The organism is Yoonia sp. I 8.24 (assembly GCF_022096995.1).
In the GTDB taxonomy this organism is placed as follows: domain Bacteria; phylum Pseudomonadota; class Alphaproteobacteria; order Rhodobacterales; family Rhodobacteraceae; genus Yoonia.
In genome coordinates, this window is the sequence record NZ_JACXGQ010000001.1 from 140,598 (window position 1) to 162,546 (window position 21,949).

The 21,949-nt window shown below is 55.4% G+C and carries 22 protein-coding genes; 7 read left to right on the forward strand and 15 right to left on the reverse strand.

Translation table 11 applies throughout. The annotated features are described in order from the left end of the window. Nucleotides 1–82 precede the first annotated feature (82 nt). The 7 genes from rseP to pyrH form a co-directional block, all read right to left on the reverse strand. On the reverse strand, nt 83–1,420 hold the full coding sequence (gene rseP / locus Yoon_RS00710; RefSeq protein WP_238109273.1) for an RIP metalloprotease RseP: 1,338 nt from the start codon (nt 1,418–1,420) through the stop codon (nt 83–85). Between the two features lie 4 nt (nt 1,421–1,424). Beyond that, nucleotides 1,425–2,594, reverse strand: coding sequence for a 1-deoxy-D-xylulose-5-phosphate reductoisomerase (dxr, locus tag Yoon_RS00715; RefSeq protein WP_238109274.1), 1,170 nt, complete (start codon nt 2,592–2,594; stop codon nt 1,425–1,427). Continuing rightward, the gene (locus Yoon_RS00720; protein WP_238109275.1) at nt 2,591–3,373 is read right to left on the reverse strand and encodes a phosphatidate cytidylyltransferase; all 783 of its coding nucleotides are present in this window, start codon (nt 3,371–3,373) and stop codon (nt 2,591–2,593) included. Before Yoon_RS00720 ends, dxr begins: the two co-directional genes overlap by 4 nt. Beyond that, entirely contained in the window at nt 3,374–4,102 is a 729-nt protein-coding gene (gene uppS / locus Yoon_RS00725) for a polyprenyl diphosphate synthase (RefSeq protein WP_238109276.1), read from the reverse strand. Nucleotides 4,103–4,124: 22 nt separating this feature from the next. After that, on the reverse strand, nt 4,125–4,688 hold the full coding sequence (frr, locus tag Yoon_RS00730) for a ribosome recycling factor (RefSeq protein ID WP_238109277.1): 564 nt from the start codon (nt 4,686–4,688) through the stop codon (nt 4,125–4,127). Between the two features lie 112 nt (nt 4,689–4,800). Beyond that, nucleotides 4,801–5,442, reverse strand: a complete 642-nt coding sequence (locus Yoon_RS00735; protein WP_238109278.1) for a hypothetical protein — start codon at nt 5,440–5,442, stop codon at nt 4,801–4,803. A gap of 9 nt (nt 5,443–5,451) precedes the next feature. After that, the gene (gene pyrH / locus Yoon_RS00740) at nt 5,452–6,177 is read right to left on the reverse strand and encodes a UMP kinase (RefSeq protein ID WP_238109279.1); all 726 of its coding nucleotides are present in this window, start codon (nt 6,175–6,177) and stop codon (nt 5,452–5,454) included. A 105-nt stretch (nt 6,178–6,282) separates the two neighbouring features. Between pyrH and miaA the strand changes: the two genes are divergently transcribed. Both miaA and Yoon_RS00750 read left to right on the forward strand, forming a co-directional pair. Then, nucleotides 6,283–7,173 (forward strand): tRNA (adenosine(37)-N6)-dimethylallyltransferase MiaA, encoded by an 891-nt coding sequence (gene miaA / locus Yoon_RS00745; RefSeq protein ID WP_238109280.1) that lies wholly within the window; start codon nt 6,283–6,285, stop codon nt 7,171–7,173. A 66-nt stretch (nt 7,174–7,239) separates the two neighbouring features. Continuing rightward, nucleotides 7,240–8,052, forward strand: a complete 813-nt coding sequence (locus Yoon_RS00750) for an AraC family transcriptional regulator (RefSeq protein ID WP_238109281.1) — start codon at nt 7,240–7,242, stop codon at nt 8,050–8,052. On the opposite strand, the gene Yoon_RS00755 is transcribed toward Yoon_RS00750, so the two are convergent. Beyond that, complete coding sequence (locus Yoon_RS00755) at nt 8,036–8,617, reverse strand: lytic transglycosylase domain-containing protein (RefSeq protein WP_238109282.1); 582 nt, start codon at nt 8,615–8,617, stop codon at nt 8,036–8,038. The genes Yoon_RS00750 and Yoon_RS00755 overlap by 17 nt on opposite strands. Before the next feature lie 148 nt (nt 8,618–8,765). On the opposite strand from Yoon_RS00755, the gene Yoon_RS00760 reads away from it, so the two are divergent. Further along, entirely contained in the window at nt 8,766–9,278 is a 513-nt protein-coding gene (locus tag Yoon_RS00760; RefSeq protein ID WP_238109963.1) for a single-stranded DNA-binding protein, read from the forward strand. 38 nt (nt 9,279–9,316) lie between these two features. Here the strand turns inward: Yoon_RS00760 and aroB are convergent, their stop codons facing one another. Together aroB and Yoon_RS00770 are read right to left on the reverse strand one after the other, a co-directional pair. After that, nucleotides 9,317–10,441, reverse strand: coding sequence for a 3-dehydroquinate synthase (gene aroB, locus Yoon_RS00765; protein ID WP_238109283.1), 1,125 nt, complete (start codon nt 10,439–10,441; stop codon nt 9,317–9,319). Beyond that, entirely contained in the window at nt 10,442–10,999 is a 558-nt protein-coding gene (locus tag Yoon_RS00770) for a shikimate kinase (protein ID WP_238109284.1), read from the reverse strand. A 290-nt stretch (nt 11,000–11,289) separates the two neighbouring features. On the opposite strand from Yoon_RS00770, the gene Yoon_RS00775 reads away from it, so the two are divergent. The 3 genes from Yoon_RS00775 to Yoon_RS00785 are packed head-to-tail and all read left to right on the forward strand — an operon-like array spanning nt 11,290 to nt 15,052. After that, on the forward strand, nt 11,290–12,810 hold the full coding sequence (locus tag Yoon_RS00775; protein WP_255698612.1) for a hypothetical protein: 1,521 nt from the start codon (nt 11,290–11,292) through the stop codon (nt 12,808–12,810). 17 nt (nt 12,811–12,827) lie between these two features. After that, entirely contained in the window at nt 12,828–13,742 is a 915-nt protein-coding gene (locus Yoon_RS00780) for a site-specific tyrosine recombinase XerD (RefSeq protein WP_238109965.1), read from the forward strand. 14 nt (nt 13,743–13,756) lie between these two features. Beyond that, nucleotides 13,757–15,052 (forward strand): HlyC/CorC family transporter, encoded by a 1,296-nt coding sequence (locus tag Yoon_RS00785; RefSeq protein ID WP_238109286.1) that lies wholly within the window; start codon nt 13,757–13,759, stop codon nt 15,050–15,052. Nucleotides 15,053–15,121: 69 nt separating this feature from the next. On the opposite strand, the gene Yoon_RS00790 is transcribed toward Yoon_RS00785, so the two are convergent. Continuing rightward, nucleotides 15,122–16,648 carry a helicase HerA-like domain-containing protein gene (locus Yoon_RS00790; protein WP_238109288.1) on the reverse strand — a complete coding sequence of 509 codons (1,527 nt, stop codon included), beginning with the start codon at nt 16,646–16,648 and terminating at the stop codon, nt 15,122–15,124. A gap of 376 nt (nt 16,649–17,024) precedes the next feature. Here Yoon_RS00790 and Yoon_RS00795 point away from each other — a divergent pair, with 376 nt between their 5' ends. Beyond that, nucleotides 17,025–17,627, forward strand: a complete 603-nt coding sequence (locus Yoon_RS00795; RefSeq protein ID WP_238109289.1) for an invasion associated locus B family protein — start codon at nt 17,025–17,027, stop codon at nt 17,625–17,627. A gap of 36 nt (nt 17,628–17,663) precedes the next feature. On the opposite strand, the gene Yoon_RS00800 is transcribed toward Yoon_RS00795, so the two are convergent. The 4 genes from Yoon_RS00800 to Yoon_RS00815 all read right to left on the reverse strand — a co-directional run bounded on the left by Yoon_RS00800 (nt 17,664) and on the right by Yoon_RS00815 (nt 21,897). Next, the gene (locus Yoon_RS00800; RefSeq protein ID WP_238109291.1) at nt 17,664–18,875 is read right to left on the reverse strand and encodes a beta-ketoacyl synthase; all 1,212 of its coding nucleotides are present in this window, start codon (nt 18,873–18,875) and stop codon (nt 17,664–17,666) included. Continuing rightward, nucleotides 18,875–19,135 (reverse strand): acyl carrier protein, encoded by a 261-nt coding sequence (locus tag Yoon_RS00805; RefSeq protein ID WP_238109292.1) that lies wholly within the window; start codon nt 19,133–19,135, stop codon nt 18,875–18,877. The genes Yoon_RS00800 and Yoon_RS00805 overlap by 1 nt, the downstream gene beginning before the upstream one ends. Before the next feature lie 64 nt (nt 19,136–19,199). After that, nucleotides 19,200–20,261: a UDP-3-O-(3-hydroxymyristoyl)glucosamine N-acyltransferase gene (locus Yoon_RS00810; protein ID WP_238109293.1), complete on the reverse strand. Its 1,062-nt coding sequence runs from the start codon at nt 20,259–20,261 to the stop codon at nt 19,200–19,202. A gap of 31 nt (nt 20,262–20,292) precedes the next feature. After that, a complete protein-coding gene (locus tag Yoon_RS00815; protein ID WP_370642065.1) occupies nt 20,293–21,897 on the reverse strand; it encodes a murein L,D-transpeptidase in 1,605 nt (534 codons plus the stop codon). Nucleotides 21,898–21,949 lie beyond the last annotated feature (52 nt).

The following is a 21,949-nucleotide window of genomic DNA, read 5'->3' on the forward strand; positions in this document are numbered from 1 at the left end:
CGCCTGTTTTCGTTATTCAGTTCCCACCGAATTAGCCCGATTAAGGGGCAATGTCAAAACGGCAAACACGCAAACAGGGTGTTTATGGACACAGAATGGTATCGTTCAGCAAAGTGAACAGCATCAGGGTCAATATCAGCGTCAGGCCAATCGACATAAACACTTGAATCGCTTTTTCTGAGGGCTTGCGGCGGGCCACCGCCTCATATCCGTAAAAGACCAGATGCCCCCCATCCAAGACAGGAATCGGCAGCAAATTCATAATCCCAACAGCCGCCGACAACATGCCGATTAACCAGATAAAACTCTGCGTACCTTGGCGCGCCATTGATGCACTGGTTTCAGCGATTCCCACAGGGCCGGACATATTGCAGGTCGATATATTCCCCAAAATCATGTGTTTGACAGCAGAAAACGTTGTTGTGGCTGTGTTCCAAACACCGTTTACGCCAAAAGTTAGCGCATCTCTGACAGAGATATTTTCGACCATTGCATCAAAGAAGAAATCACTGCTAACACCGATTAAATAGCGGGTTTGAAAGCCACCTTCGGGAAGCGGTGTATCAGTTTGGCGCGCCGTTAAGTTTACTGTCCGCGTCACGCCATCATTCCAAAGGTCGAGCACAACAGGCGCACCCGCAGCGGCAAAGACTTTGTCCTGCACCTGTAAAAACGAATAGACCGGCGCACCGTCAATTGCGGTGATCACATCCCCCTTGGCCAATCCGGCCTCATCGGCGGCGGAACGCGGCGACACACTGCCAATGAGCGAAGGCATCACAAATGGGCCGGTGACGGTCATCTCAACCCCGTCACGCAGGATGGTATAGTCAAGCTGAGGCGCACTCTGCACGAGATCTAGAATGTTTTCAGTGCGATCTGGGTCGTCGAACAGAACACCGTCCACGGCGATCAAGACATCGCCCTGTTCGAGCTGGTTCACAATCCCATCTGGCAATGGTTTTGCACTGTCATAGGTCAGCGGATCGACCGCCTGCCCTTGCACCATCACCGACCCAGCAAAGACCAAAATTGCAAGGACGAAGTTAAATACAGGCCCCGCAACAACCGTCGCCGCACGCGCCCATAGCGGCGCACCTTCCATCGTGCGGCGTGGGTCGATATCGGATGCGACCTCTTCGGAACCGACGCTGGCGGCATTCGCATCGCCCAAGAATTTCACATAGCCGCCCAATGGCACCGCCGCGACCTGCCAGCGCGTGCCGCGTTTATCAACCCAGCCAAACAAGCGCGGACCAAAGCCCAGTGAAAACACTTCAGCATCAATCCCGCACCAGCGCCCAACGATGTAATGCCCATATTCATGGACCGCGACGATAACGGATAACGCCACGACAAAAGCCGCAATCGCAAAGGCCAGGTTCCCGAACATCGGTACGATTTGGTTTAAAAGGTCCAAGAGTCTATCCTAGCGTTGTAATGGCTTCGCCCGCGTGGATACGGGCCAGTCGGTCTGTCTCTAAAACATTATCAAGCGTAATGGCACCCGCCGTGACAGATTGGTCGGATGACATTTTGCTCAAGGTTATGTCAACGACCTTTGCCATATCTAAAAATCCGATCTGACCGGTGATAAACCCATCCAATGCACGTTCTTTGGCCGCGTTGAACACCGCCCCCGTCAGTCCGCCAGTTTCCATCACCTGATGCGCAATTTCGAGCGCCGGGTAGCGTTGCATATCTGGCGCCGCGAACGAAAGCTGGCCAATTTGGGCGAGATCAAGCCGCTCCACAGGCAGTTTGCGCCGTTCTGGCCAGTGCAGCGCATAGCCGATGGCATGCCGCATATCCGGCGGGCCGACATGGGCCATCAACGCCCCATCGTTAAAACCAACAAGCGCGTGTACCATGCTTTCGCGGTGAACTAGCACCTCGATCATCTCATGAGGGACGCCAAAGAACTCTTTAGTTTCAATAAGCTCCATCGCTTTATTGAACATCGACGCGCTATCAATGGTGATCCGTTGCCCCATATCCCAATTGGGATGGTTTGAAGCCTCTGCCAATGTCGCGCCTGCGAGCTTTTCCATCGGCCAGTCGCGAAATGCGCCGCCGCTGGCGGTGATGATAATGCGTTCAACCGACGCCATATGTTCGCCTACCAGAGCCTGAAAAACGGCGGAATGTTCACTATCGACAGGCAGAACGGTTGCCCCATGTGCCTTTGCGCGACCCAACAAAAGCGGCCCTGCGGTGACCAGAGATTCCTTATTAGCCAGCGCAAGCGTCGTGCCATGGGCCAATGCGGTCAGCCCCGGCACCAACCCGGCGGCCCCCACGATAGCAGAAAGCGCCCAATCAACCGGGCGCGCAGCGGCCTCTGCGATTGCAGCGTCGCCTGCGGCAACAGCGATCCCAGTGCCTGCCAATAAATCCTTCAGTTCTGTATAGCAATCTTCATAGCAGGTGACCGCAACATCGGCATTCAGCGCAATCGCATCGGCGGCCAATTGCGTGACGTTGCGCCCGCCTGTCAGCGCAACGACGTCATACGCATCCATGTCGCGCTTGATCAGATCAATGGTACTTTGTCCGATTGATCCCGTTGCGCCGAACAGCGTGATTTGCCTCAAGAGGCTCCTCCTACGGCATAGCTCACAAATGTAAAGAGCAGCAAAAACAGCGTCGCCCCCAGCACCGCGTCAAAACGGTCAAACAAACCGCCGTGGCCTGGGATCAGGTCTGAACTGTCTTTCACGCCCATGCGCCGTTTCACAGCACTTTGCGCGATATCGCCCATCTGTCCGGCAAAGCTGACCGCCACAGAGATTGCAATAATCGACAGCCCTGCATCGGTGAACATGCTAAATACAAAACCGACAAACCCTGCGCCGACCCATCCCGCGATTGTCCCGCTCCAAGTCTTTTTGGGACTGATTTTTGGCCAAAACTTGGGGCCGCCCAGCATACGCCCAGCGAAGTAGCCACTGATATCAGTCACAACGACGACCAATAGCATCCACACAACCCACGACACCCCGTTGCCCATACGGAATTGCACAAGCCCCCAGCCCGCGCCAAGAATCGCATACGCATAGATAAAGAATGTCCCGCGCTCTTTGGGTAGCTGGGTTGCGCCAATCAACGGCACGACGGCCAACAGCAACAACCCAATCATGGAGTTATCCGTGACTGCCCCTGACAGCACGGCGGCGCTCAGCGCGGCAAGCAACATGCCTTTGGTCGGTTCATCATGGATCATCGTCCAGAGTTCCCAAACCATCACTGCGGTGACAAATATGACCAACATCTGAAACCAGATGCCGCCCATGACCACGCTCGCAGCGCCGACAATCGTCATAGCAATGGCCGACAGCACACGCGGTTTCAGGTCATCCCAATTGCTTGCCATCTAAGCGTTTACCCCGCCAAAGCGCCGTTCGCGATTGCCATAATTGGCCAGCACATTGGCAAATTCTTTGGCCGTGAAATCGGGCCACAAAGTATCAATGAATTCATATTCCGCATAGGCCGACTGCCAGAGCAAAAAATTCGAAATCCGTGCTTCGCCGCTGGTGCGGATCACCAGATCGGGGTCGGGCAGAACGTGCGTATCCAAAAAGCCAGACAAAGTTTCAGCATCGACGTCTTTGTACGACAGCCGTCCTTGTTCCACCTCAAGTGCCAATCGCTGCGCGGCGCGCGTAACTTCATCGCGGCCACCATAGTTAATCGCAACAGTAAGGTGGACCAAATCATTATCCGCTGTCAGCAATTCCAACTCATCCATCAGACTGACAAGTTTATCATCAAGCCTGATCCGGTCGCCGATAAACCGCACCCGTACGCCGTTTTTCAACAGCGCCTTCGCCTCGTTCTCAATATACTTGCGGAACAGGGTCATGAGGCCCGATACTTCGTTCTGGGTGCGTTTCCAATTTTCCGTAGAAAAGGCAAAGATCGTCAGATATTTCACACCCTGATCGGGGCAAGCTGCCACGATTTCACGCACACGGCGTGCACCCGCATGATGCCCAAACAAGCGCGGTCGTCCGCGCTGTTGCGCCCAACGGCCGTTGCCATCCATGATAATTGCCACATGGTCGGGCCCTGTCTTGGAGTCGTTTTGATCCTCGGGCATCACAGGCCTCCTGACGTGGCGATTAGACCTGCATGATCTCTTCTTGCTTGCTTTCAAGCGTTTCATCGACCTTTTTGATATGCGCGTCGGTCATATCTTGAACTTCGGCTTCCCAAAATTTCTGGTCATCCTCGGACAGCCCGTCGTTCTTGGCCTTTTTGATCTGATCCATACCATCTCGGCGCAGGTTGCGGATCGAAACCCGCGCGTTTTCGGCGTAGCTTCCGGCAACCTTGGTCAGCTCGCGGCGGCGTTCTTCGTTCAATTCGGGGATCGGCAGCATGATGATCGTGCCGTTCAATTGTGGGTTAATCCCAAGACCGCTTTCGCGGATCGCTTTTTCGACTTTTCCCACAAGACCCTTATCCCAAACGTTGATCGTCACCATCCGTGGTTCAGGTACGTTCACCGTGCCCACTTGGTTGATTGGCGTCATGGACCCGTAAGCGTCAACCATCACCGGCTCTAGCATCGAACCAGAGGCACGGCCTGTGCGCAGTGACGCAAATTCTGTGCGCAGGTTGGCAATCGCGCCATCCATACGGCGGCCCAGATCATCGGTATCAAGTTCAAAATCGTCTGACATTTTTTGCTGCTCTTCCTTGGCGGGCATCGCCCGGCTTTTGATTGTTTTAAGTGAAACGCCCGAGATTGTATAGCTCGGCATATGCGCACGGCTTATGCATTTTTTGCACAGCTCACCCCGTTGCACGTCTGGCCCGGCGCTTACGGCGCGCCCGTAGCGCAATCATTCCTGGCGCAAAGGCGAGCCCCAATAGTAGCACAGTCGCAGGAACGGTATAGATGAGCGCCTTCAAATAGACCCATAAAGGGCCCGCACTGCATCCCGGCTTAAACGGGCCGCATGGGCGCACCGCCCACCAAAGCGGACCAATAATCAACAAAACCACCACAATCCCCAGCGTCCAAGATATGACATATCTCTTGCTCCGCGCAGGGAAAATGGGATCAAAGTACAGCCCCGACGCGACATATTCACCCCGCGCAAAGCTATCTGCAATGCTACCCAATGTCTCTTTGTCTGTGCGCACATCGCAGCTTTCAAGGTACTGCTTAGCATCGGAGTTAAACGGTGCAAGGTTGCGCAAGCTTCCCATAACCGTTTCACTTTCGTCGATCGAATAAAGCGGCATCGAATGCACAACGGCATTGAGATCCACTCCGGTGGCCTCGGCCATCTGCTCATAAAGACGGTGATATTCTTCCTGATCAAGCTGGAGCGAAATCAGCTCTGTCTTCGGCGTAAGCCGTGAGGAATCCGCGCCAAATTCATCAGCGAGGATTTTGCAGAGGAGATCGAATACATCCGGATCATCCATCGGCTTTACCTATTCATGCACAATTGTATGGGTGCCTTCGCCAGCCAAAATACCCTGGAAACCGCCTGGTTCATCAAGTGAAAACACGATGATCGGCAGGTTATTGTCGCGCGCGAGCGCGATGGCGCTGGCGTCCATCACCCCGAGATGCTTTTGCAGCACTTCGTCGTAGGTCACTTCTGAATAGCGCACTGCATCTGCATGTTTTGCCGGATCTTTATCGTAGACACCGTCGACCTTGGTGCCTTTAAAGATCGCCTCACAATTCATCTCATTTGCGCGCAGGGTCGCGGCGGTATCGGTTGTAAAATATGGGTTTCCGGTGCCCGCAGCAAAGATGCAAACCCGTTTCTTTTCAAGGTGTCGTACGGCGCGGCGGCGGATGTAAGGTTCTGCGACTTCATTCATGGTGATGGCGGAAATGACACGGGTATGGATGCCTAATTCTTCAAGCGCAGACTGCATCGCCAGCGCGTTCATCACGGTCGCAAGCATCCCCATATAGTCAGCCGTTGTGCGCTCCATCCCTTGGGCAGAGCCTTGCAACCCACGAAAAATATTGCCGCCCCCGATGACCATGCAAATTTCGACACCCATGTCGTGCACAGATTTCACTTCTTTTGCGACCCGCTGCACCGTCGGCGGGTGCAGGCCAAAGGTCGTATCGCCCATCAGCGCCTCTCCCGAGATCTTTAACATGACCCGCTTATAAGTCGTGTTCTCAGTGTTGCCCATGATAGCCCCCAAGCTGTCTATTGTTGTGAGGCGCAAAATGTCGCAAAACGGCGCTGAATTCAATGGCACCTTGCCGACAAAACGCAAAGCTGCGCAAATAGAGCGATGATCACGATCTCCCCTCATAAACCTGTGTTGATCGCGGGGCCGACGGCGTCCGGAAAATCCGCGCTCGCGCTGCATATCGCGCGCACCCAAGGTGGCGTGATCGTGAATGCAGACGCGCTACAAGTCTTTGACGGCTGGCGCATTATTACTGCGCGCCCTGATGATGCTGATCTGGGGCTGGCGGATCACGTGCTTTATGGGCACGTCCCCTATGACGCCGACTATTCAGTTGGACACTGGCTGCGGGATGTGGCCCCATATCTACAAGGCGATGCGCGGCCAATCATCATCGGCGGCACCGGCTTGAATTTCGCGGCACTTACGCAGGGATTGGCAGAAATCCCCGCCACACCAGATTCATTAAGAAGGCAGGGCAATGCCTTATCAATAAATGATTTATTACTTGAACTTGATCCAAGAACATCGGCCCGCATTGATATACAAAACCGGATGCGAGTGCAGCGTGCTTGGGAGGTCCTTAAAGCTACGGGGCGTCCTCTGGCAGATTGGCAAGACGAAACGCCGCCGCCGTTATTACCTGAAAATTGTGCCGTTTGCCTGAACCTGAATGCCGACCCGACCTGGCTTAATGAACGGATTACGCGCCGCTTTGACCAAATGCTTGATCAAGGTGTGCTGGATGAGGCCCGCGCGATGCTTCCGACTTGGGACCCCACGCATGCGTCCTCAAAGGCTATCGGCGCGCCTGAATTAATTGCCCATCTAAACGGCACTTTAAACACTGAACAAACCCGCGACGCGGTGATTATTGGTTCCAGACAATACGCAAAACGCCAACGCACATGGTTTCGTTCGCGGCACAGAAACTGGCATCAACTCAAGGTTGATCAGCTCGACATATCCGCAACACTCAATCTACCAAAGTGACTGACACGTTGATTTGAAACACTTTTCGGTCAAACTTATAAAAACAGTCAGCATTGGGACGATGTAATGACGCTCATGACCGAAATAAAAGCAGCGGTAACGCTTGCACCGATAAAACACGCCGGCCCTCAAAGCCGTTGGCGCACCGAAGCCATGCGCAGCCACGCCACACCACGCCTGATCCATATCACTAAAGGTCAAGGGCGGATCACCGTCGCGGGTCTGACAAATGGCTATGGCCCCAATAATCTGATCTATATCCCCCCACATACAATGTATGGGATGGAGGTTGGCCCAACCGTTTTTGCACAAATCATGACCCTGCCCGACACCGCCGGCATGCCGACGGCGCCGTTTCACCTGCGGCTCTTGGATGTTGGCCCGCAAAAGGAACTGTTGGGGCTGTTCGAAGCCATCGAACAAGAACTGCAGCCCACGGGTGATCCACGTGCCGTGTCCTGTCATCATGTCTTGCTGACGATTTTCATTGAACGACAACTGCGCGAACGCGATGAATCCGCCATCGATCCGCGCCGCAATTCGGCTGCGGCCAAACTTGTCGCCCGTTATACCACCTTGATCGCACAAGGCTTTCAATTGGATCGGACGGTCACAGATTATGCGGATACGCTTGGTGTGACGCCAACACATTTGACACGCTGTTGTCAGCAAACCTGTAATAGGTCGGCATTGAAGCTGCTGAATGAGCGGATTCACTTTGAGGCCTGCACGCTTTTGCGTGAAACCCGGCAATCTGTGCAGGATATCGCGCAAAACCTTGGGTTCCAATCAGCGGCCTATTTCACCCGCACCTTCAAAGACCGGACTGGCGAAACCCCAACCCATTTTCGCAATGCCGGGCTTACTGCCCTAAAATAACCTGCACGTAGTTTTGGGTTTCCGCATAGGGCGGAACATCGCCGTAGCGCTCGACCGCCCCCGGCCCTGCGTTATATGCTGCAAGCGCCAGCCGCCAGTTGCCGAAAGTATTGTATTGTTGGCGCAAATACCGCGCACCACCTTGCAGGTTTTGCGTTGGGTCCGTCGGGTCAACCCCCAAGACGGCCGCCGTTTGCGGCATCAGTTGTGCCAGCCCGAGCGCACCTTTGGACGATACCGCCTGCGCATTCCAGCCGCTTTCTTGCTGCACAAGCCGCAAAAACAGATCAACCGGGATGTTGTTGTTTTGGGCCGCAGCCCGCGCAATGGGCAAATAGGGGCCAGAATAGCTGCCTTGATAAGGGGAGACAAACGCCGCCAAATCCGCGCGCGGCGGCAAAAGCCGTTCAGACCCCGCATATTGCGTTGCGGCCCGGTCGTCCAAAATCGAAATCTGGTTTTGCAAAAGCTGGGTCCGCGTCCGGGTCGACACTTGTTCTTGCGCCCAAAGCGGCGCAACGCTCGCGCATAAAATCGCCCCGATCACCCCTGTTTGAAACCGCATGAAACTATCCTGCATTCGTTGCTTAGGTGCCTATGTAGGGATTCTTGTGCATTTAGCCAAGCCATCTGGCCGCAACAATTCCTTAACCTTGTTAGCGCATCCCCAGTCTGTCACAAAAGCGCAAATAAGAATCGTGGGAGATACTGCAATGGCCGGATCAGTGAACAAAGTCATCCTTATCGGTAATCTGGGTGCTGACCCAGAGGTCCGCAATTTTCAGAACGGCGGCAAAGTGTGCAACCTGCGCATTGCGACCTCTGACACCTGGAAAGACAAAAACACCGGCGAACGCCGTGAGCGGACAGAATGGCATTCCGTTGCGATCTTTCAAGAAGGTCTGGTGCGCATCGCAGAGCAATATCTGCGCAAAGGTTCAAAAGTTTATGTCGAAGGCAAATTGCAGACCCGCAAATGGCAGGATCAATCTGGCGCTGACCGCTATTCAACCGAAGTTGTTCTGCAAGGGTTTGACGGCACATTGACCATGCTTGATGGGCGCGGCGAAGGCGGCGGCCAAGGTGGCGGAGGCGGCAACTATGGCGGTGGTCAATCTGGCGGCGGCTACGGTGGTGGCAGCTCTGGCGGTTACGGCGGCGGCAGTTCCGGTGGCGGTGCCCCTGCTGGCGGCGGCAGCGATATGGACGATGAAATTCCGTTCTAAAGCCTTTATTTCCACAGTTAACTGATAAAAAGTCCCGATTAGCCTCGGGACTTTTTGAGTGCTAATGCATCGTCGAGCACTGACAGCACGACATCTGACGGCACATCTGACGTCATAAACGCATCGCCAATGCCGCGCGCCAAGACAAAGCGCAGCTTGCCATCAAGCACTTTCTTGTCTTGCCCCATCAGCGCCAATAGCCCTGCGGCATCTGGCAAATCGCCTGCAATATCGGCCATATCGACCTTCATCCCCATGTCACGCAGATGCGCACGTACGCGGCTGGGGTCTTCTTGGCTGCACAGACCCAAACGCGCGGAAAGTTCAAACGCGAGTGCGCAGCCGATTGCCACGCCTTCGCCATGCAACAGACGGTCAGAATAGCCAGTCGCGGCCTCAAGCGCGTGCCCAAACGTATGCCCAAGGTTCAATAACGCACGGTCGCCATTTTCCTTTTCATCACGGCGCACGATGTCGGCCTTCATTTCACATGATCGGGTGACGGCGCGAATACGAGCGTCCATGTCACCAGCCGCAAGCGCGGGCCCTTGGGTTTCAAGCCAGTCAAAAAATGCGGCATCGCCCAGCATGCCGTATTTGACGACCTCGCCATATCCCGCGAGAAAATCGCGCGCGGTTAATGTCCCCAAAAGGGCCGTATCTGCGAGCACCAGACTTGGCTGATGAAACGCCCCAATCAGGTTTTTTCCCATGGGCGAATTAATCCCAGTCTTGCCCCCAACGGAGCTGTCGACCTGTGCAAGCAAGGTTGTCGGAATTTGCACAAACCGCACGCCCCGGCGCATGATCGCTGCTGCAAACCCGGCCAAATCACCGATCACACCACCGCCAAATGCGATCACGACGTCGCCGCGTTCAACCTTTTGAGAAAGCAACCATTCGACGCTTTTTTCGAGTTGCGCCCAACATTTCGTGGCCTCGCCCGCAGGCAGTGCCAGCGCCTCTGACGTCAGCCCAGCGGCGGTCAGCCCCGCCTGCAACTGCGCCAAATGCAACACGGCGACCGTTTCATCGGTGATGATACAGATATGTTTGCGCCCACCGAACGCCGCGACATAGGGCCCTGCCTGATCCAACAATCCGGGGCCGATATGTATGTCATATTCGCGACCGGGCAGGTCAACATGCACCGTGGCAGTCATCTAGTTTCTCTCCAGTATAGTTGGGTCGGCAGCAAGCGCGTCAATCGCGGCTTGCGTGGTATCGTCGATGGTTGCATCCGCACCAATTGCAAGCTGCAAACCGGCTTGCGCATAGATGGGACGGCGCGTGTGAAAAATTTCGGTCAAGGTCGCCTTTGGATCAGCGGTGCGTAGCAAAGGACGGGTGTCTTTGAGGCGCACCCGTTCCCAAAGCGTTTCGATATCCGCATCAAGCCAAAGCGCCACGCCCATTTCGGCGATTGATACGCGATTGCGCGCGGCCATAAACGCCCCGCCGCCCGTAGATACGATCCCCGGAGGGCCAGATAGGATACGTCGCAGCACTTCGGCTTCGCGTTCACGAAAAAAGGCCTCGCCATCGCGGGCAAAAATCTCTGCGATTGAAAGGGCAGCGGCCGCTTCAATTGCGGCGTCACTATCGACAAAGGGCACGTCCAATTGCTCTGCCAGATTGCGCCCAATCGCAGACTTCCCACAGCCCATCATCCCCACCAACACAACGGTGCGGTGCAAGTGAAACCCCTGCCCCTGCGTCATTACTTTTGCCCCCCGGCCTTTGGCATTTTGCCGCCTCACGTAAATTTAATGAATGAATGCCGTGATATTGCGCAAAAGGCCAGTTATAATGACTTCAAATGTTGGCATTAAGACCACATATTGAGGCAAATCAGTAGGAACGGGGCAGATAATGTTGCGGCTCATCAAGGTACTTTTATTTTTGGTTGCCCTCGCGGGCATCGGTTTGGTTGCATTTGCCTACGTCGGGCCGATTTTCTTTCCGAACGATTTTGCAGCCCCGATAAGCGAGGTAACACACCCTGTTACGCTTGACACAGATTAGCGCATTTGCGCTGGCGTGCAGTCTGTTTGCCACGCCGCTTACCGCACAACAGCAAGAACCGCTTTCTGCGATTGATTGGCTCTCGCGCAGCGTCGAACCCAATGTGCGCGTCTTTGAACCCCCTGTCAGCGATAGCGCAATCGCACCGCAAATCACAGTTACACCGCTAGACCGCCCATCAAAGGACTTGTTTGGCCTGCTCCCGCAATCGGTGACCGGCCTGCCCCGCACGCTTTGGGCAGGCAGCGATGAAGAAATGTTAGTGACGTTATTGCAGGCCGAGCGGGTCGAAACCCTGCCTGCAATCCAAGACTTTCTTAAGGTCATGATCCTTGCCGAAACCGACCCGCCACGCAACGCCAGCCCCAGCGGCACATTATTCTTGGCACGGGTTGATAAGCTTTTGGATCTTGGCGCGATTGAACCCGCACAAGCGCTGATCGAGCAAGCCGATCCCGATACCGCCGCGCTATTTCGGCGCTGGTTTGACGTCGCATTGCTGACAGGGACCGAAAACCCCGCCTGCGAAGTGATGGGGCAAAAACCATCCATTGCGCCAACCTATGCGGCGCGTATTTTCTGTCTCGCACGTAATGGCGACTGGGCCACAGCAGCGTTGACCTTAAACACGCACCGCGTTTTGGGCGATGTGACTGAAGCAGAAGAGCTGTTGATGACCCGTTTCTTGGACCCTGAGATTTTTGAGGGCGCGCCACCGCTCGCGGCGCCTGACCGGATCAGCCCGCTAATGTTTCGGATGCATGAAGCCATTGGCGAAGGGCTGATCACCGCTAATTTGCCACTCGCTTTTTCTCACGCTGACCTGCGACCAACTGTCGGCTGGAAATCACAGCTTGAAGCGGCCGAACGGCTGGCCCGGTATGGCGCGGTGTCTGAAAATATCTTGCAAGATTTTTATACCGCTCACACCCCCGCCGCATCGGGTGGCGTTTGGGATCGCGCGCGGGCTGTACAACGGTTTGACCAAGCGATTTCTGCAAAAGATACTGAAGCGATTGCGGCGACCCTGCCCGCAGCTTGGGACGCCATGCAACAAGCGCGCACCGAAGTGCAATTTGCAAAGCTTTACGGACCAACACTGCTTGAAACCCCTCTGACGGGAGATGCGCAAAACCTAAAAATCACGATCGGCCTGCTCTCACCGGATTACGAAACATTTGCGCTGAACGCGCTGGACACACCCTATGATCCGTTTTTGATCGCGCTTGCACGCGGTCTGCCACAAGAGGTGCCCGCAACATCGCCCAAAGCATTGGCCATCCAAGCTGCGTTTAACGGCGCGCAGCCGCCAGCAGTGCTACAAGCATTGGTCCAAGACGGCAAACTGGGCGAGGCATTATTGCGTGCAACCGCCCTGTTCAACGAAGGGTTTGTTGGCGATTACCGATTGGTCACTGATGCGCTCGCACTGATGCGCTCTGTCGGGTTAGAAGATGTATCGCGGCGCGCGGCCTTGCAACTGATGCTATTGGAACGGGCGACGTGACCGCACAATCCCCCCCTATGGCACGCTGGATTCAAGTGTTTCTTGAAGCCCAAGCCGCCGAACTTGACGCTGCGACAAACACGCAATTGGCCTATGCGCGCGATCTGACAAAATTTGCAGAGTGGCTTTCCGACCGTGGCTTGCATTTTGCCACCACAAACCGCGACCACGTAGAAAGCTATCTGATTGATTGCGAAAACGAAGGGCTGTCAAAGGCCACGCGCGCGCGCAGGCTTTCCGCGATTAAACAGCTCTACCGATTTGCCTTTGAAGAAGGCTGGCGTGCGGATAACCCCGCCATTCAAATCAAAGGGCCGGGGCGCGCCAAACGGCTGCCCAAAACCCTAGATATTACCGAAGTCGATCGTCTGCTGGAGGCTGCGCGCAATACCAAGCGCGACAGACGCCGCAATGCCTGCCTGATGGAATTGCTTTATGCGACAGGCATGCGCGTGACTGAACTCCTTAGCCTGCCCGTTTCTGCCGCACGCGGCGATCCGCGCATGCTGCTTGTGCGCGGGAAAGGCGGTAAAGAACGTCTCGTACCGCTGTCACCCCCTGCCCGCGAAGCGCTGGCTGCCTATCTTGAAGAACGTGACGCGAATGAAGATGCCGTACGAAAATCCGGCGTGCCCGCATCCGCGTTCCTATTTCCATCGCGCGGCAAATTAGGGCATTTGACGCGACACCGGTTCTTTGGGCTGATCAAAGAGTTTGCCGTTGCAGGCGGCGTAAGCCCCGCCAAGGTGACCCCGCATACGCTGCGACACGCCTTTGCCACACATCTATTGGCAGGTGGTGCAGATTTGCGGTCAATTCAAACAATGTTGGGCCACGCAGATGTTGCCACAACAGAAATCTATACACATGTGCTGGACGAGCGGCTAAAAGAGCTGGTGCTAGAACATCATCCGCTTGCCAAAAATAAATAAACCGAAAGAGAGTAATGGACACCCTGACTTCTGACGCTGCATTTTGGATCACGGCGGGCGCAATTTTGATCCTTTTGATCTTGTCCGGCTTTTTCTCTGGCTCGGAAACGGCGTTGACCGCCGCTTCGCGCGGGAAGTTACGCACCGCCGCTGACAAAGGATCGAAAGGCGCGCAAGCCGCGCTGGATGTGACCGAAGACAGCGAACGGCTGATCGGCTCTGTTTTGTTGGGCAATAACGTCGTGAACATTCTTGCGACATCATTGGCTACCGCGCTTTTGACCAAAGTGTTTGGACAAAACGGGGTCGCCGTTGCCACTTTGGTGATGACGCTTTTGGTGCTGATCTTTGCCGAGGTGCTGCCGAAAACCTTTGCCATCACCCACCCCGAAGCATTCGCAGCCAAGGTTGCGCGCCCGATCGCGTTAATCGTGCTTGTGTTTTCACCGATGGTGTCCGCCGTGCGCTATTTGGTGCGCGGTGTGTTGTATCTCTTTGGTGTCAGGACTGACCCCGATAGCAATATTTTGGCGGTGCGCGAAGAAATCGCGGGTGCCTTGCAAATCGGCCATTCCGAAGGGATCGTCGAAAAAGAAGATCGCGACCGGATTTTGGGCGCACTTGACCTCAATGAACGTGCCGTCGAAGAAATCATGCTGCACCGTTCGTCCATTCAGATGGTCGATGCGGACCAATCGCCACAAGATATGCTGGCGCAAATTCTTGATAGCCCACATACACGGCTGCCGCTTTTTCGCGGCGACCAAGAAAACATCATCGGCGTGATCCACGCCAAAGACTTGCTACGTGCCATGCATAAATTGCTGGCCGGATCAGATGCCAAAGGCTTGGCGGCGTTTGACGTGATGAAGGTCGCGATGCCCCCTTATTTTGTGCCCGAAACCACAACGCTTGATGACCAGATGCGCAACTTTCTTAAGCGGCAAACGCATTTTGCGCTGGTCGTTGATGAATACGGCGGGCTGCAAGGGCTGATTACGCTTGAGGATATTCTGGAAGAAATCGTCGGTGAAATTGCTGATGAATTTGACGACCACGAAGAGGATCAAATCGAAGCCATGGCCGACGGCGCCTATATGGTTGATGGTGGCATGACCATCCGCGATTTGAACCGTGCGCATGATTGGAACCTGCCCGACGATGAGGCCAATACCGTCGCTGGCTTGGTGATCCATGAGGCGCAAATGATCCCGGTTGAGGGCCAGGTGTTTTCATTTCACGGATTCCGCTTTGAAGTGCTGCAGAAATCGGAAAACCGGATCGCAACACTCAAAATTCGTCAGCTTTGACAAGACGGTGGATCGAGATCCACCCTACGAAAATGTCTAAATGTAGGGTGGATCTTGATCCACCTTCGCTTAGCGCCCCTTGAACAAGCCGCCAAAAATGCCACGCACGATCCGGCGTCCGGTTGTGCCTTTCAACTCTTTCACCACGGCACTTGCAAAAGCGTCTTTGATATCGCCGCCAGTGGTTTTGCTTGAAAGCCGCTGGCTACGCCCCGTCCGCGCGCCACCGTCGTAGCGCCGCGCGTGGTTTAACCCATCATCTTTGCTGGTCTCTTCGGCCTCTGCCGCGCCTTTGGCTGCGGTTTCCGCCTTCTTTGACAGCATTTCATAGGCACTCTCGCGGTCTACGGGTGTCGCATATTTCGTTGCCATATCAGAGGCATCCATAATCGCCTTGCGTGCCGCGTCATCTAGCGGGCCAAGCTGTGAAGACGGCGGCCGGATCAATGTCCTTTCGACAATTTGCGGGCTGCCTTTACGGTCAAGGAACGATGTCACCGCCTCGCCCGTACCGACCTCTTGGATCGCTTGGGCGGTATCAAACGCCGGGTTGTCACGATAGGTTTCGGCGGCGGTTTTCAGCTCTTTACGGTCTTTGGCTGTAAAGGCGCGTAGCGCGTGTTGCACCCGGTTGCCAAGCTGGCCCAGCACATCATCGGGAATATCGCCGGGGTTTTGCGTCACGAAGTAGACGCCAACACCCTTTGAACGGATCAACCGCGCCACCTGTTCGACCTTATCAACAAGCGCTTTGGGTGCATCATCAAACAGCAAATGCGCCTCGTCGAAAAAGAACACAAGCTTGGGTTTGTCAGGGTTCCCCACTTCTGGCAGTTCTTCAAACAGTTCCGACAAAAGCCACAAAAGGAACGTCGCATAAAGCCGCGGGCTGCCCATTAGCTGGTCCGCCGCCAAGATATTAATCTCGCCCCGCCCATCGCGCGTCCGCATCATATCGGCCAGATCAAGGGCCGGTTCACCAAACAGCGCGGCCCCCCCTTGGTTTTCGAGCACCAAAAGTGCGCGTTGAATTGCGCCAACAGATGAGGCCCCGACATTCCCATAGCGCAACGAAAGGTCCTTGGCGTTTTGGCCAACCCAGACAAGCAGGGCTTGCAGGTCTTTGAGATCAAGCAGCGCAAGCCCATCTTCATCGGCAACCCGAAACGCGACATTCAGCACGCCTTCTTGCACATCGGTCAAATCCAGCAGCCGTGCGAGCAATAGCGGCCCCATTTCGGCGACTGTGGCCCGCACCGGGTGGCCCTTTTGGCCGAACAGATCCCAAAACGTGACCGGAAAACTGTCGTAGGTCAGATCAAGCCCGATCGTCTGCGCGCGCGCCATAAACGCATCATGCAATTTAAAATCGGCGCGGCCCGTCGCTGCAAGCCCGGAGAGATCACCTTTTACATCAGATAGAAAAACCGGCACACCTGCGGCTGAGAAGGCTTCAGCCATGATTTGCAACGTGACCGTTTTGCCGGTGCCCGTGGCCCCTGCGATCAACCCGTGCCGATTGGCCATATCGAGCCGCATTTCTTGTGCGACGCCGTAATCTTGTGCCCCACCACCAATAAAAATGTGATCTCTCATATGCGTGCCCTTCGTTTCCTATCGCTCTCAAAATACATTCTTAACCATTTGATGCCAGCTTAAAGCATGTTCGGTGGCACCTACGTCACTGACTAACTTTCCTCCCTGTTTGACTTGCCGTGCCCCCGGGTACGGCATTTTTTTGTGCCAAATATTTTTACATGATTTCCTGTTGACGGCTTTCCAAGCTTTGCGTAACTTTCGTGACAAATAGTCGGCCAAGTTCGACAGGGAGAAAGAAAAGGGTTCCTTCGGGGGCCCTTTTTTAATGTCCCGCGCAAATGTGATCATATCTCTGCCGACGCGACGCATTCCCCGCTGACAGCCTGTGCAGCCCATGATAAGCAATGAAAAAATTCGAAAAAGGAGCAGGCATATGCGCCGTGCAGTCACATCCATTTTTATCGCCGCCATGTTGATGCAAGGCAGCGCAGTTCTTGCCCAAGACGCCGAAGAGCCCCCCGCAGCAGAAAGCGCAGACGCGGTAACTGATCTTGACCTTGGTCAACCCGCTGGCCCTGTTGTTGGGCAACCTTATATTCTTGAAGAGTTTGGCGATTGGGCAATGCGCTGTGTCCGTGCCCCCGAAGGTGAATCTGACCCCTGCAATCTCTATCAACTGCTTAGCGATGATCACGGGAATGCGATTGCAGAGTTCAACTTCTTTCGCCTGCCCGAAGGGGCCAACGCCGCTGCAGGCGCGACTGTTGTTGTCCCGCTTGAGACGTTGTTGACCCAACAGCTGACCATTGCGGTTGATGGCCAAAACGCACGTAGCTACCCATTCCGGTTCTGTAACGCCGGCGGCTGTGTTGCCCGGCTTGGCTTTACCGCGCCAGAGGTCGAGCAGTTCAAGCGCGGCGCAGCTGCGACCGTCCGTTTGGTACATGCGGCCAATCCCGGCCAAGAAATCACCCTTGATCTGTCGCTGAACGGCTTCACCGCAGGGTACGAAGGCACGGTAACCCCCGGCGAATGATCCCTGTGCGCCCGGTCATGTGATCGGGCGCAAAAACTAGCTGTATTTGCGCAGCGCAATCACGGCATTTAGCCCGCCAAAGGCAAACGCATTCGACAAGACCACATCCACATCTGCGCCGCGCGCCTCATTTGGCACCACATCCAATGCACATTCCGGGTCGGCCTCTTGATAACCGATTGTAGGCGCGATCACCCCATCACGCAGCGCCATTACGCAGGCCAGCAGTTCGACTGCGCCGGTCCCGCCGATCAAATGCCCATGCATGGATTTCGTCGAAGAGATCATCAACCGATCTGCATGGTGCCCAAAGACATCAGCGACGGCCGCGCATTCTGTTTTGTCGTTCGCCGCCGTGCCCGTGCCATGCGCATTAATATAACCAACGCTGTCCACAGGGATCTTCGCATCACGGACCGCCCCGGCGATTGCACGCGCGGCCCCTTGTTTCGAAGGGGTGACAATATCAGAGGCATCCGACGACATCGCAAATCCCGCAACCTCGCACAAGATTTCGGCACCGCGCGCTTTGGCGTGTTCATAGTCTTCAAACACATAGACCGCCGCACCTTCGCCTTGGACCATACCGTTACGGGTGGCCGAAAACGGGCGGCATGCGTCTTTGGACATCACGCGCAGCCCTTCCCAGGCTTTGATGCCGCCAAAACATAGCATCGCCTCGGACCCGCCGGTGATCATCACCTTTGACATGCCCGAACGCACCATATTAAACGCCTGCCCCATCGCGTGATTGGATGACGCGCAGGCAGTGGCCACCGTAAATGTCGGCCCGCGCAAATTCCATTCAATCGACACATGACTTGCGGCTGCGTTGTTCATCAACCGTGGGACAATGAACGGATGCACCCGGTTTTTGCCTTCTTCATAGACCGCGCGGTAGTTTTCATCTTGGGTGGTCAGCCCGCCACCAGAAGTGCCTAAGACGACACCGGATTGATCCGCCAATTCACCCGAAAATGTCAGCCCCGATTGCGCAATCGCCTGACGCGCAGAGAGCAGTGCAAATTGCGTAAAGCGATCATACAGGGCCAATTGTTGGCGGTTGAAATGGTCCGCTTCGGCATAGCCCTTGATCTGTCCGCCAATCTGGATCGACAGCCGATCAACATCGCGAATTTCAAGCGGGCCGATGCCGCAACGCCCTTCGCGTAGGGCCGCAAACGTTGTGGCAACATCATCACCCAGCGGGTTGACCGTCCCCGCGCCCGTGATCACGACGCGGCGCATTATTTACTTTGCTCTTGTTTCAGTTTCTCAACAGCAGTGATGATCGCAGCAACGGAGGAAATGTCGAAATCGCTCTCGGAGGGGTCATTCGCATTAAACGGGACAGTGATGTCAAAGGATTCTTCGATCGCGAAAATGCTTTCTACCAGCCCAAGGCTATCAATCCCCAAATCCGCCAGCGTATGATCCAATTTCACATCTGTTGGATCGACCATTGCCTGATCTGCAATTATCGCAATTACCTGTTCTTTGATGCTCATCTCTTGAGACCTATTATTGTTTCATCGGGACTTAGGTCGTTTTGCCTAAGAATGAAACAGTTTCTTAACGCTTCGCAAGCTTGTTCAACAATCGTGGCAGCCGACGCAGGGCTTTGTAGCTTTCTAGATGTGTTGTCATCTTGGTGGCCGGGTAGCCCATCATCACGCGCCCGGCAGGCACATTTGACAAGACTACAGATCCGCCGCCCATGACCACATCAGCCCCAATCGTCAGATTATCGGCGACCCCGGCCTTGCCCCCCACAACAACCCGGTCACCCAGTTGTGTGGAGCCCGCAACGCCCGCTTGCGCGCATAAAAGACAATGTTCTCCGACAATCACGTTATGGCCGACCTGCACCAGATTATCGATTTTGGTGCCTTTGCCCACGCGCGTGGAGCGGATTGTGCCCGCATCAACGGTCGAGCCTGCCCCGACCTCGACATCATCGCCGATTTCAACACCGCCAAGCGAATGAATACGGTGCCAGGTCGGGTCTTCTGGCGCGGTCATGGGATCAACACCCAAGGTTTCGCGTGCACGTTCCACATTCGATGGCTCAAGGCTCACAAATGAAAACCCGTCGCCGCCAATCACCACATTGGGCTGCAGGATCACCCGCGCGCCAAGCGTGACACCGCGTTGCAAGCGTACGCCTGCGTGAATTTGACATTGGTTGCCAATTTGAACGCCCGTTGCGATGCTCACGTGATCTGCAATCCAGCACCCGTCACCGATCACAGCGCCTGCACCGACAACTGTAAAAGCACCGATCACCACATCGGTCCCGATCTGTGCGGTCGGGTCGATCACCGCGTGGGGGCTAATGCCTGCGCCGGGCAACGCAGCGTCCAGCATCTGCGTCAGCCCCGCCATCGCCAACCGTGCGCGCGGTGCATAAATCGCTGCATCGAGCCCCAGCGCCTGCCAATCCGCACCTGGCCAAACAACGGCGACACGCGCTTGTCCGTCGGTCAAAGCATCGCCATAGGCGGGCGTCATTGCAAGTGCCAAATCACGCGGCCCTGCGGTACCCGGCTCTGCCGCGCTGTCCACCAAAAGGTCAACGGCGCCAAAGGACTGAGCCCCAAGCGCCGTTGCGATATCTTTGATTGAATGTGCCATGCGAACCCTCGGAAATATCCCGAGGTTAGATTTACCCGCGAACGGCGCGGATCGCCACCCCTTCGCGTGCAAGCGCATTCCAAATCCGCGCATCACGCCCATAAACGTCGCGGCGGAATTGCATCCGCCCATCCGCTTGAGTGAAAGCAGTGCGGTATATCAAGTGGACTGGTACCGGATCATCCAAGTCAACACGCTGTTCACGCCCTGTTGCAAGTTGGCTTTGAAAGAACTCTTCTGGGTTCCCGATCTGACGCGCAAGCAATGCGTAAGCAAAATCAAACGGATCCGCGAGCCGGATACAGCCATGGCTAAACGCACGGGTTTCGCGGCCAAAGAGGCTCTTGGCAGGTGTATCGTGCAGATAGATATTGTGGCGGTTCGGGAACATAAACTTGACCAAGCCCAACGCATTACCGCGGCTTGGCGGTTGGCGCATCGAAAACGGAAAGTTATTCGCCGAATATTGCGTAAAATCGACATTAGACCGGTTGACCGCACGACCACTCGCGTCAGTGATGATCAGTTGGCTCACCGAATTTGGGTTTGCCTGAAGCTGCGGCAGGTATTCTTTCGTGATGATTGAACGCGGGACATACCAACTTGGGTTAATGACCATAAATTCCATTACGTCTGAAAATTCCGGGCTGACGCGGTCATGGCGGTTGGCCCCAATCACAGAGCGCGTTTCAAAAGTGACCACATCATTATCGACGATCTTTGCCGTAAAATCAGTAAGGTTCACCCAGATATGCCGCGTGCCACGTGGACGGTTGTTCCAGCGTTCACGCTCCATCGCGACGATAATTGATTGCAGGCGACTTTCGGGGGCGACATTGATTTCGCGCAAAGTGCCCTGCCCGGCGGTGCCGTCAATCGCCAACCCGTGCGCCTGCTGAAAACGCTGCACCGCATTCACAATTGCCGAATCATAGGTCTGTGTATTTGTCCGCTCAAGGAACCCCATCGCGATCAAGCGGTTGCGCAGCGCAACAACGCGGTTGCCGCTATCGCCTGCTTCAAGCTTGCCACCCGGCACCGTTGGGCCCCAGCCCCCATCTGCGAGCAGCCGTTCCATCGTCAGCTTTTCGCGCATCAGCCGCGTATATTCTGGCGAGCTTGGCGGAAGCGCACGTAGGAAAGATTCTGGGTTTGACTGCACAAAGGCACGCACGGTCGAAAGCCGCGAGCGGTACGGCACCTGCCGGTGAATATTACTGTCAACGCGCGACGGCACCAACATGCCTGTTTGCACATCACGGGCATACTGCATGAACAACCGGGTCAATTCGACCTCTATTGCGGCCTGATCAGTGGCTGTTGTCGCCGCCTGCATCCGCGCCATCAAAGGCGCTGGATCATAACGCGACATCGACAACCCATGATCACCAGCAGACGCAAAGGCCGCCATCAACGCGTTGCGGCGGCGGCGATCTGCGCTCGCGCTCCAGATCCCCTCGTAATTGCGTTCACGGTAAAATGCCGCGATATCGTCGTCAGCCGCAGCCGCTTGGGCGACGGCCTGACGGAAATCAGTGACCTGTGCTTGGGCGGCAGGTGCGACCAATAGCAGCGGCGTCACTGCCGCACATCCAAGCCAAACGCGCACCATCGTCGCCCGTAGTGCAGTACTCATGATCATCATAACTGATCCCCCGAAATTCTTTAGTCGCATTTAGTATAGTAGG

Bases quoted from the DNA above. Each gene is read 5' to 3' on its own strand.
- Yoon_RS00720 (WP_238109275.1), bottom strand. From the start codon at position 3,373: ATGGCAAGCAATTGGGATGACCTGAAACCGCGTGTGCTGTCGGCCATT.
- uppS (WP_238109276.1), bottom strand. From the start codon at position 4,102: ATGCCCGAGGATCAAAACGACTCCAAGACAGGGCCCGACCATGTGGCA.
- frr (WP_238109277.1), bottom strand. From the start codon at position 4,688: ATGTCAGACGATTTTGAACTTGATACCGATGATCTGGGCCGCCGTATG.
- Yoon_RS00735 (WP_238109278.1), bottom strand. From the start codon at position 5,442: ATGGATGATCCGGATGTATTCGATCTCCTCTGCAAAATCCTCGCTGAT.
- pyrH (WP_238109279.1), bottom strand. From the start codon at position 6,177: ATGGGCAACACTGAGAACACGACTTATAAGCGGGTCATGTTAAAGATC.
- miaA (WP_238109280.1), top strand. From the start codon at position 6,283: ATGATCACGATCTCCCCTCATAAACCTGTGTTGATCGCGGGGCCGACG.
- Yoon_RS00750 (WP_238109281.1), top strand. From the start codon at position 7,240: ATGACGCTCATGACCGAAATAAAAGCAGCGGTAACGCTTGCACCGATA.
- Yoon_RS00755 (WP_238109282.1), bottom strand. From the start codon at position 8,617: ATGCGGTTTCAAACAGGGGTGATCGGGGCGATTTTATGCGCGAGCGTT.
- Yoon_RS00760 (WP_238109963.1), top strand. From the start codon at position 8,766: ATGGCCGGATCAGTGAACAAAGTCATCCTTATCGGTAATCTGGGTGCT.
- aroB (WP_238109283.1), bottom strand. From the start codon at position 10,441: ATGACTGCCACGGTGCATGTTGACCTGCCCGGTCGCGAATATGACATA.
- Yoon_RS00770 (WP_238109284.1), bottom strand. From the start codon at position 10,999: ATGACGCAGGGGCAGGGGTTTCACTTGCACCGCACCGTTGTGTTGGTG.
- Yoon_RS00780 (WP_238109965.1), top strand. From the start codon at position 12,828: ATGGCACGCTGGATTCAAGTGTTTCTTGAAGCCCAAGCCGCCGAACTT.
- Yoon_RS00785 (WP_238109286.1), top strand. From the start codon at position 13,757: ATGGACACCCTGACTTCTGACGCTGCATTTTGGATCACGGCGGGCGCA.
- Yoon_RS00790 (WP_238109288.1), bottom strand. From the start codon at position 16,648: ATGAGAGATCACATTTTTATTGGTGGTGGGGCACAAGATTACGGCGTC.
- Yoon_RS00795 (WP_238109289.1), top strand. From the start codon at position 17,025: ATGCGCCGTGCAGTCACATCCATTTTTATCGCCGCCATGTTGATGCAA.
- Yoon_RS00800 (WP_238109291.1), bottom strand. From the start codon at position 18,875: ATGCGCCGCGTCGTGATCACGGGCGCGGGGACGGTCAACCCGCTGGGT.
- Yoon_RS00805 (WP_238109292.1), bottom strand. From the start codon at position 19,135: ATGAGCATCAAAGAACAGGTAATTGCGATAATTGCAGATCAGGCAATG.
- Yoon_RS00810 (WP_238109293.1), bottom strand. From the start codon at position 20,261: ATGGCACATTCAATCAAAGATATCGCAACGGCGCTTGGGGCTCAGTCC.
- Yoon_RS00815 (WP_370642065.1), bottom strand. From the start codon at position 21,897: ATGAGTACTGCACTACGGGCGACGATGGTGCGCGTTTGGCTTGGATGT.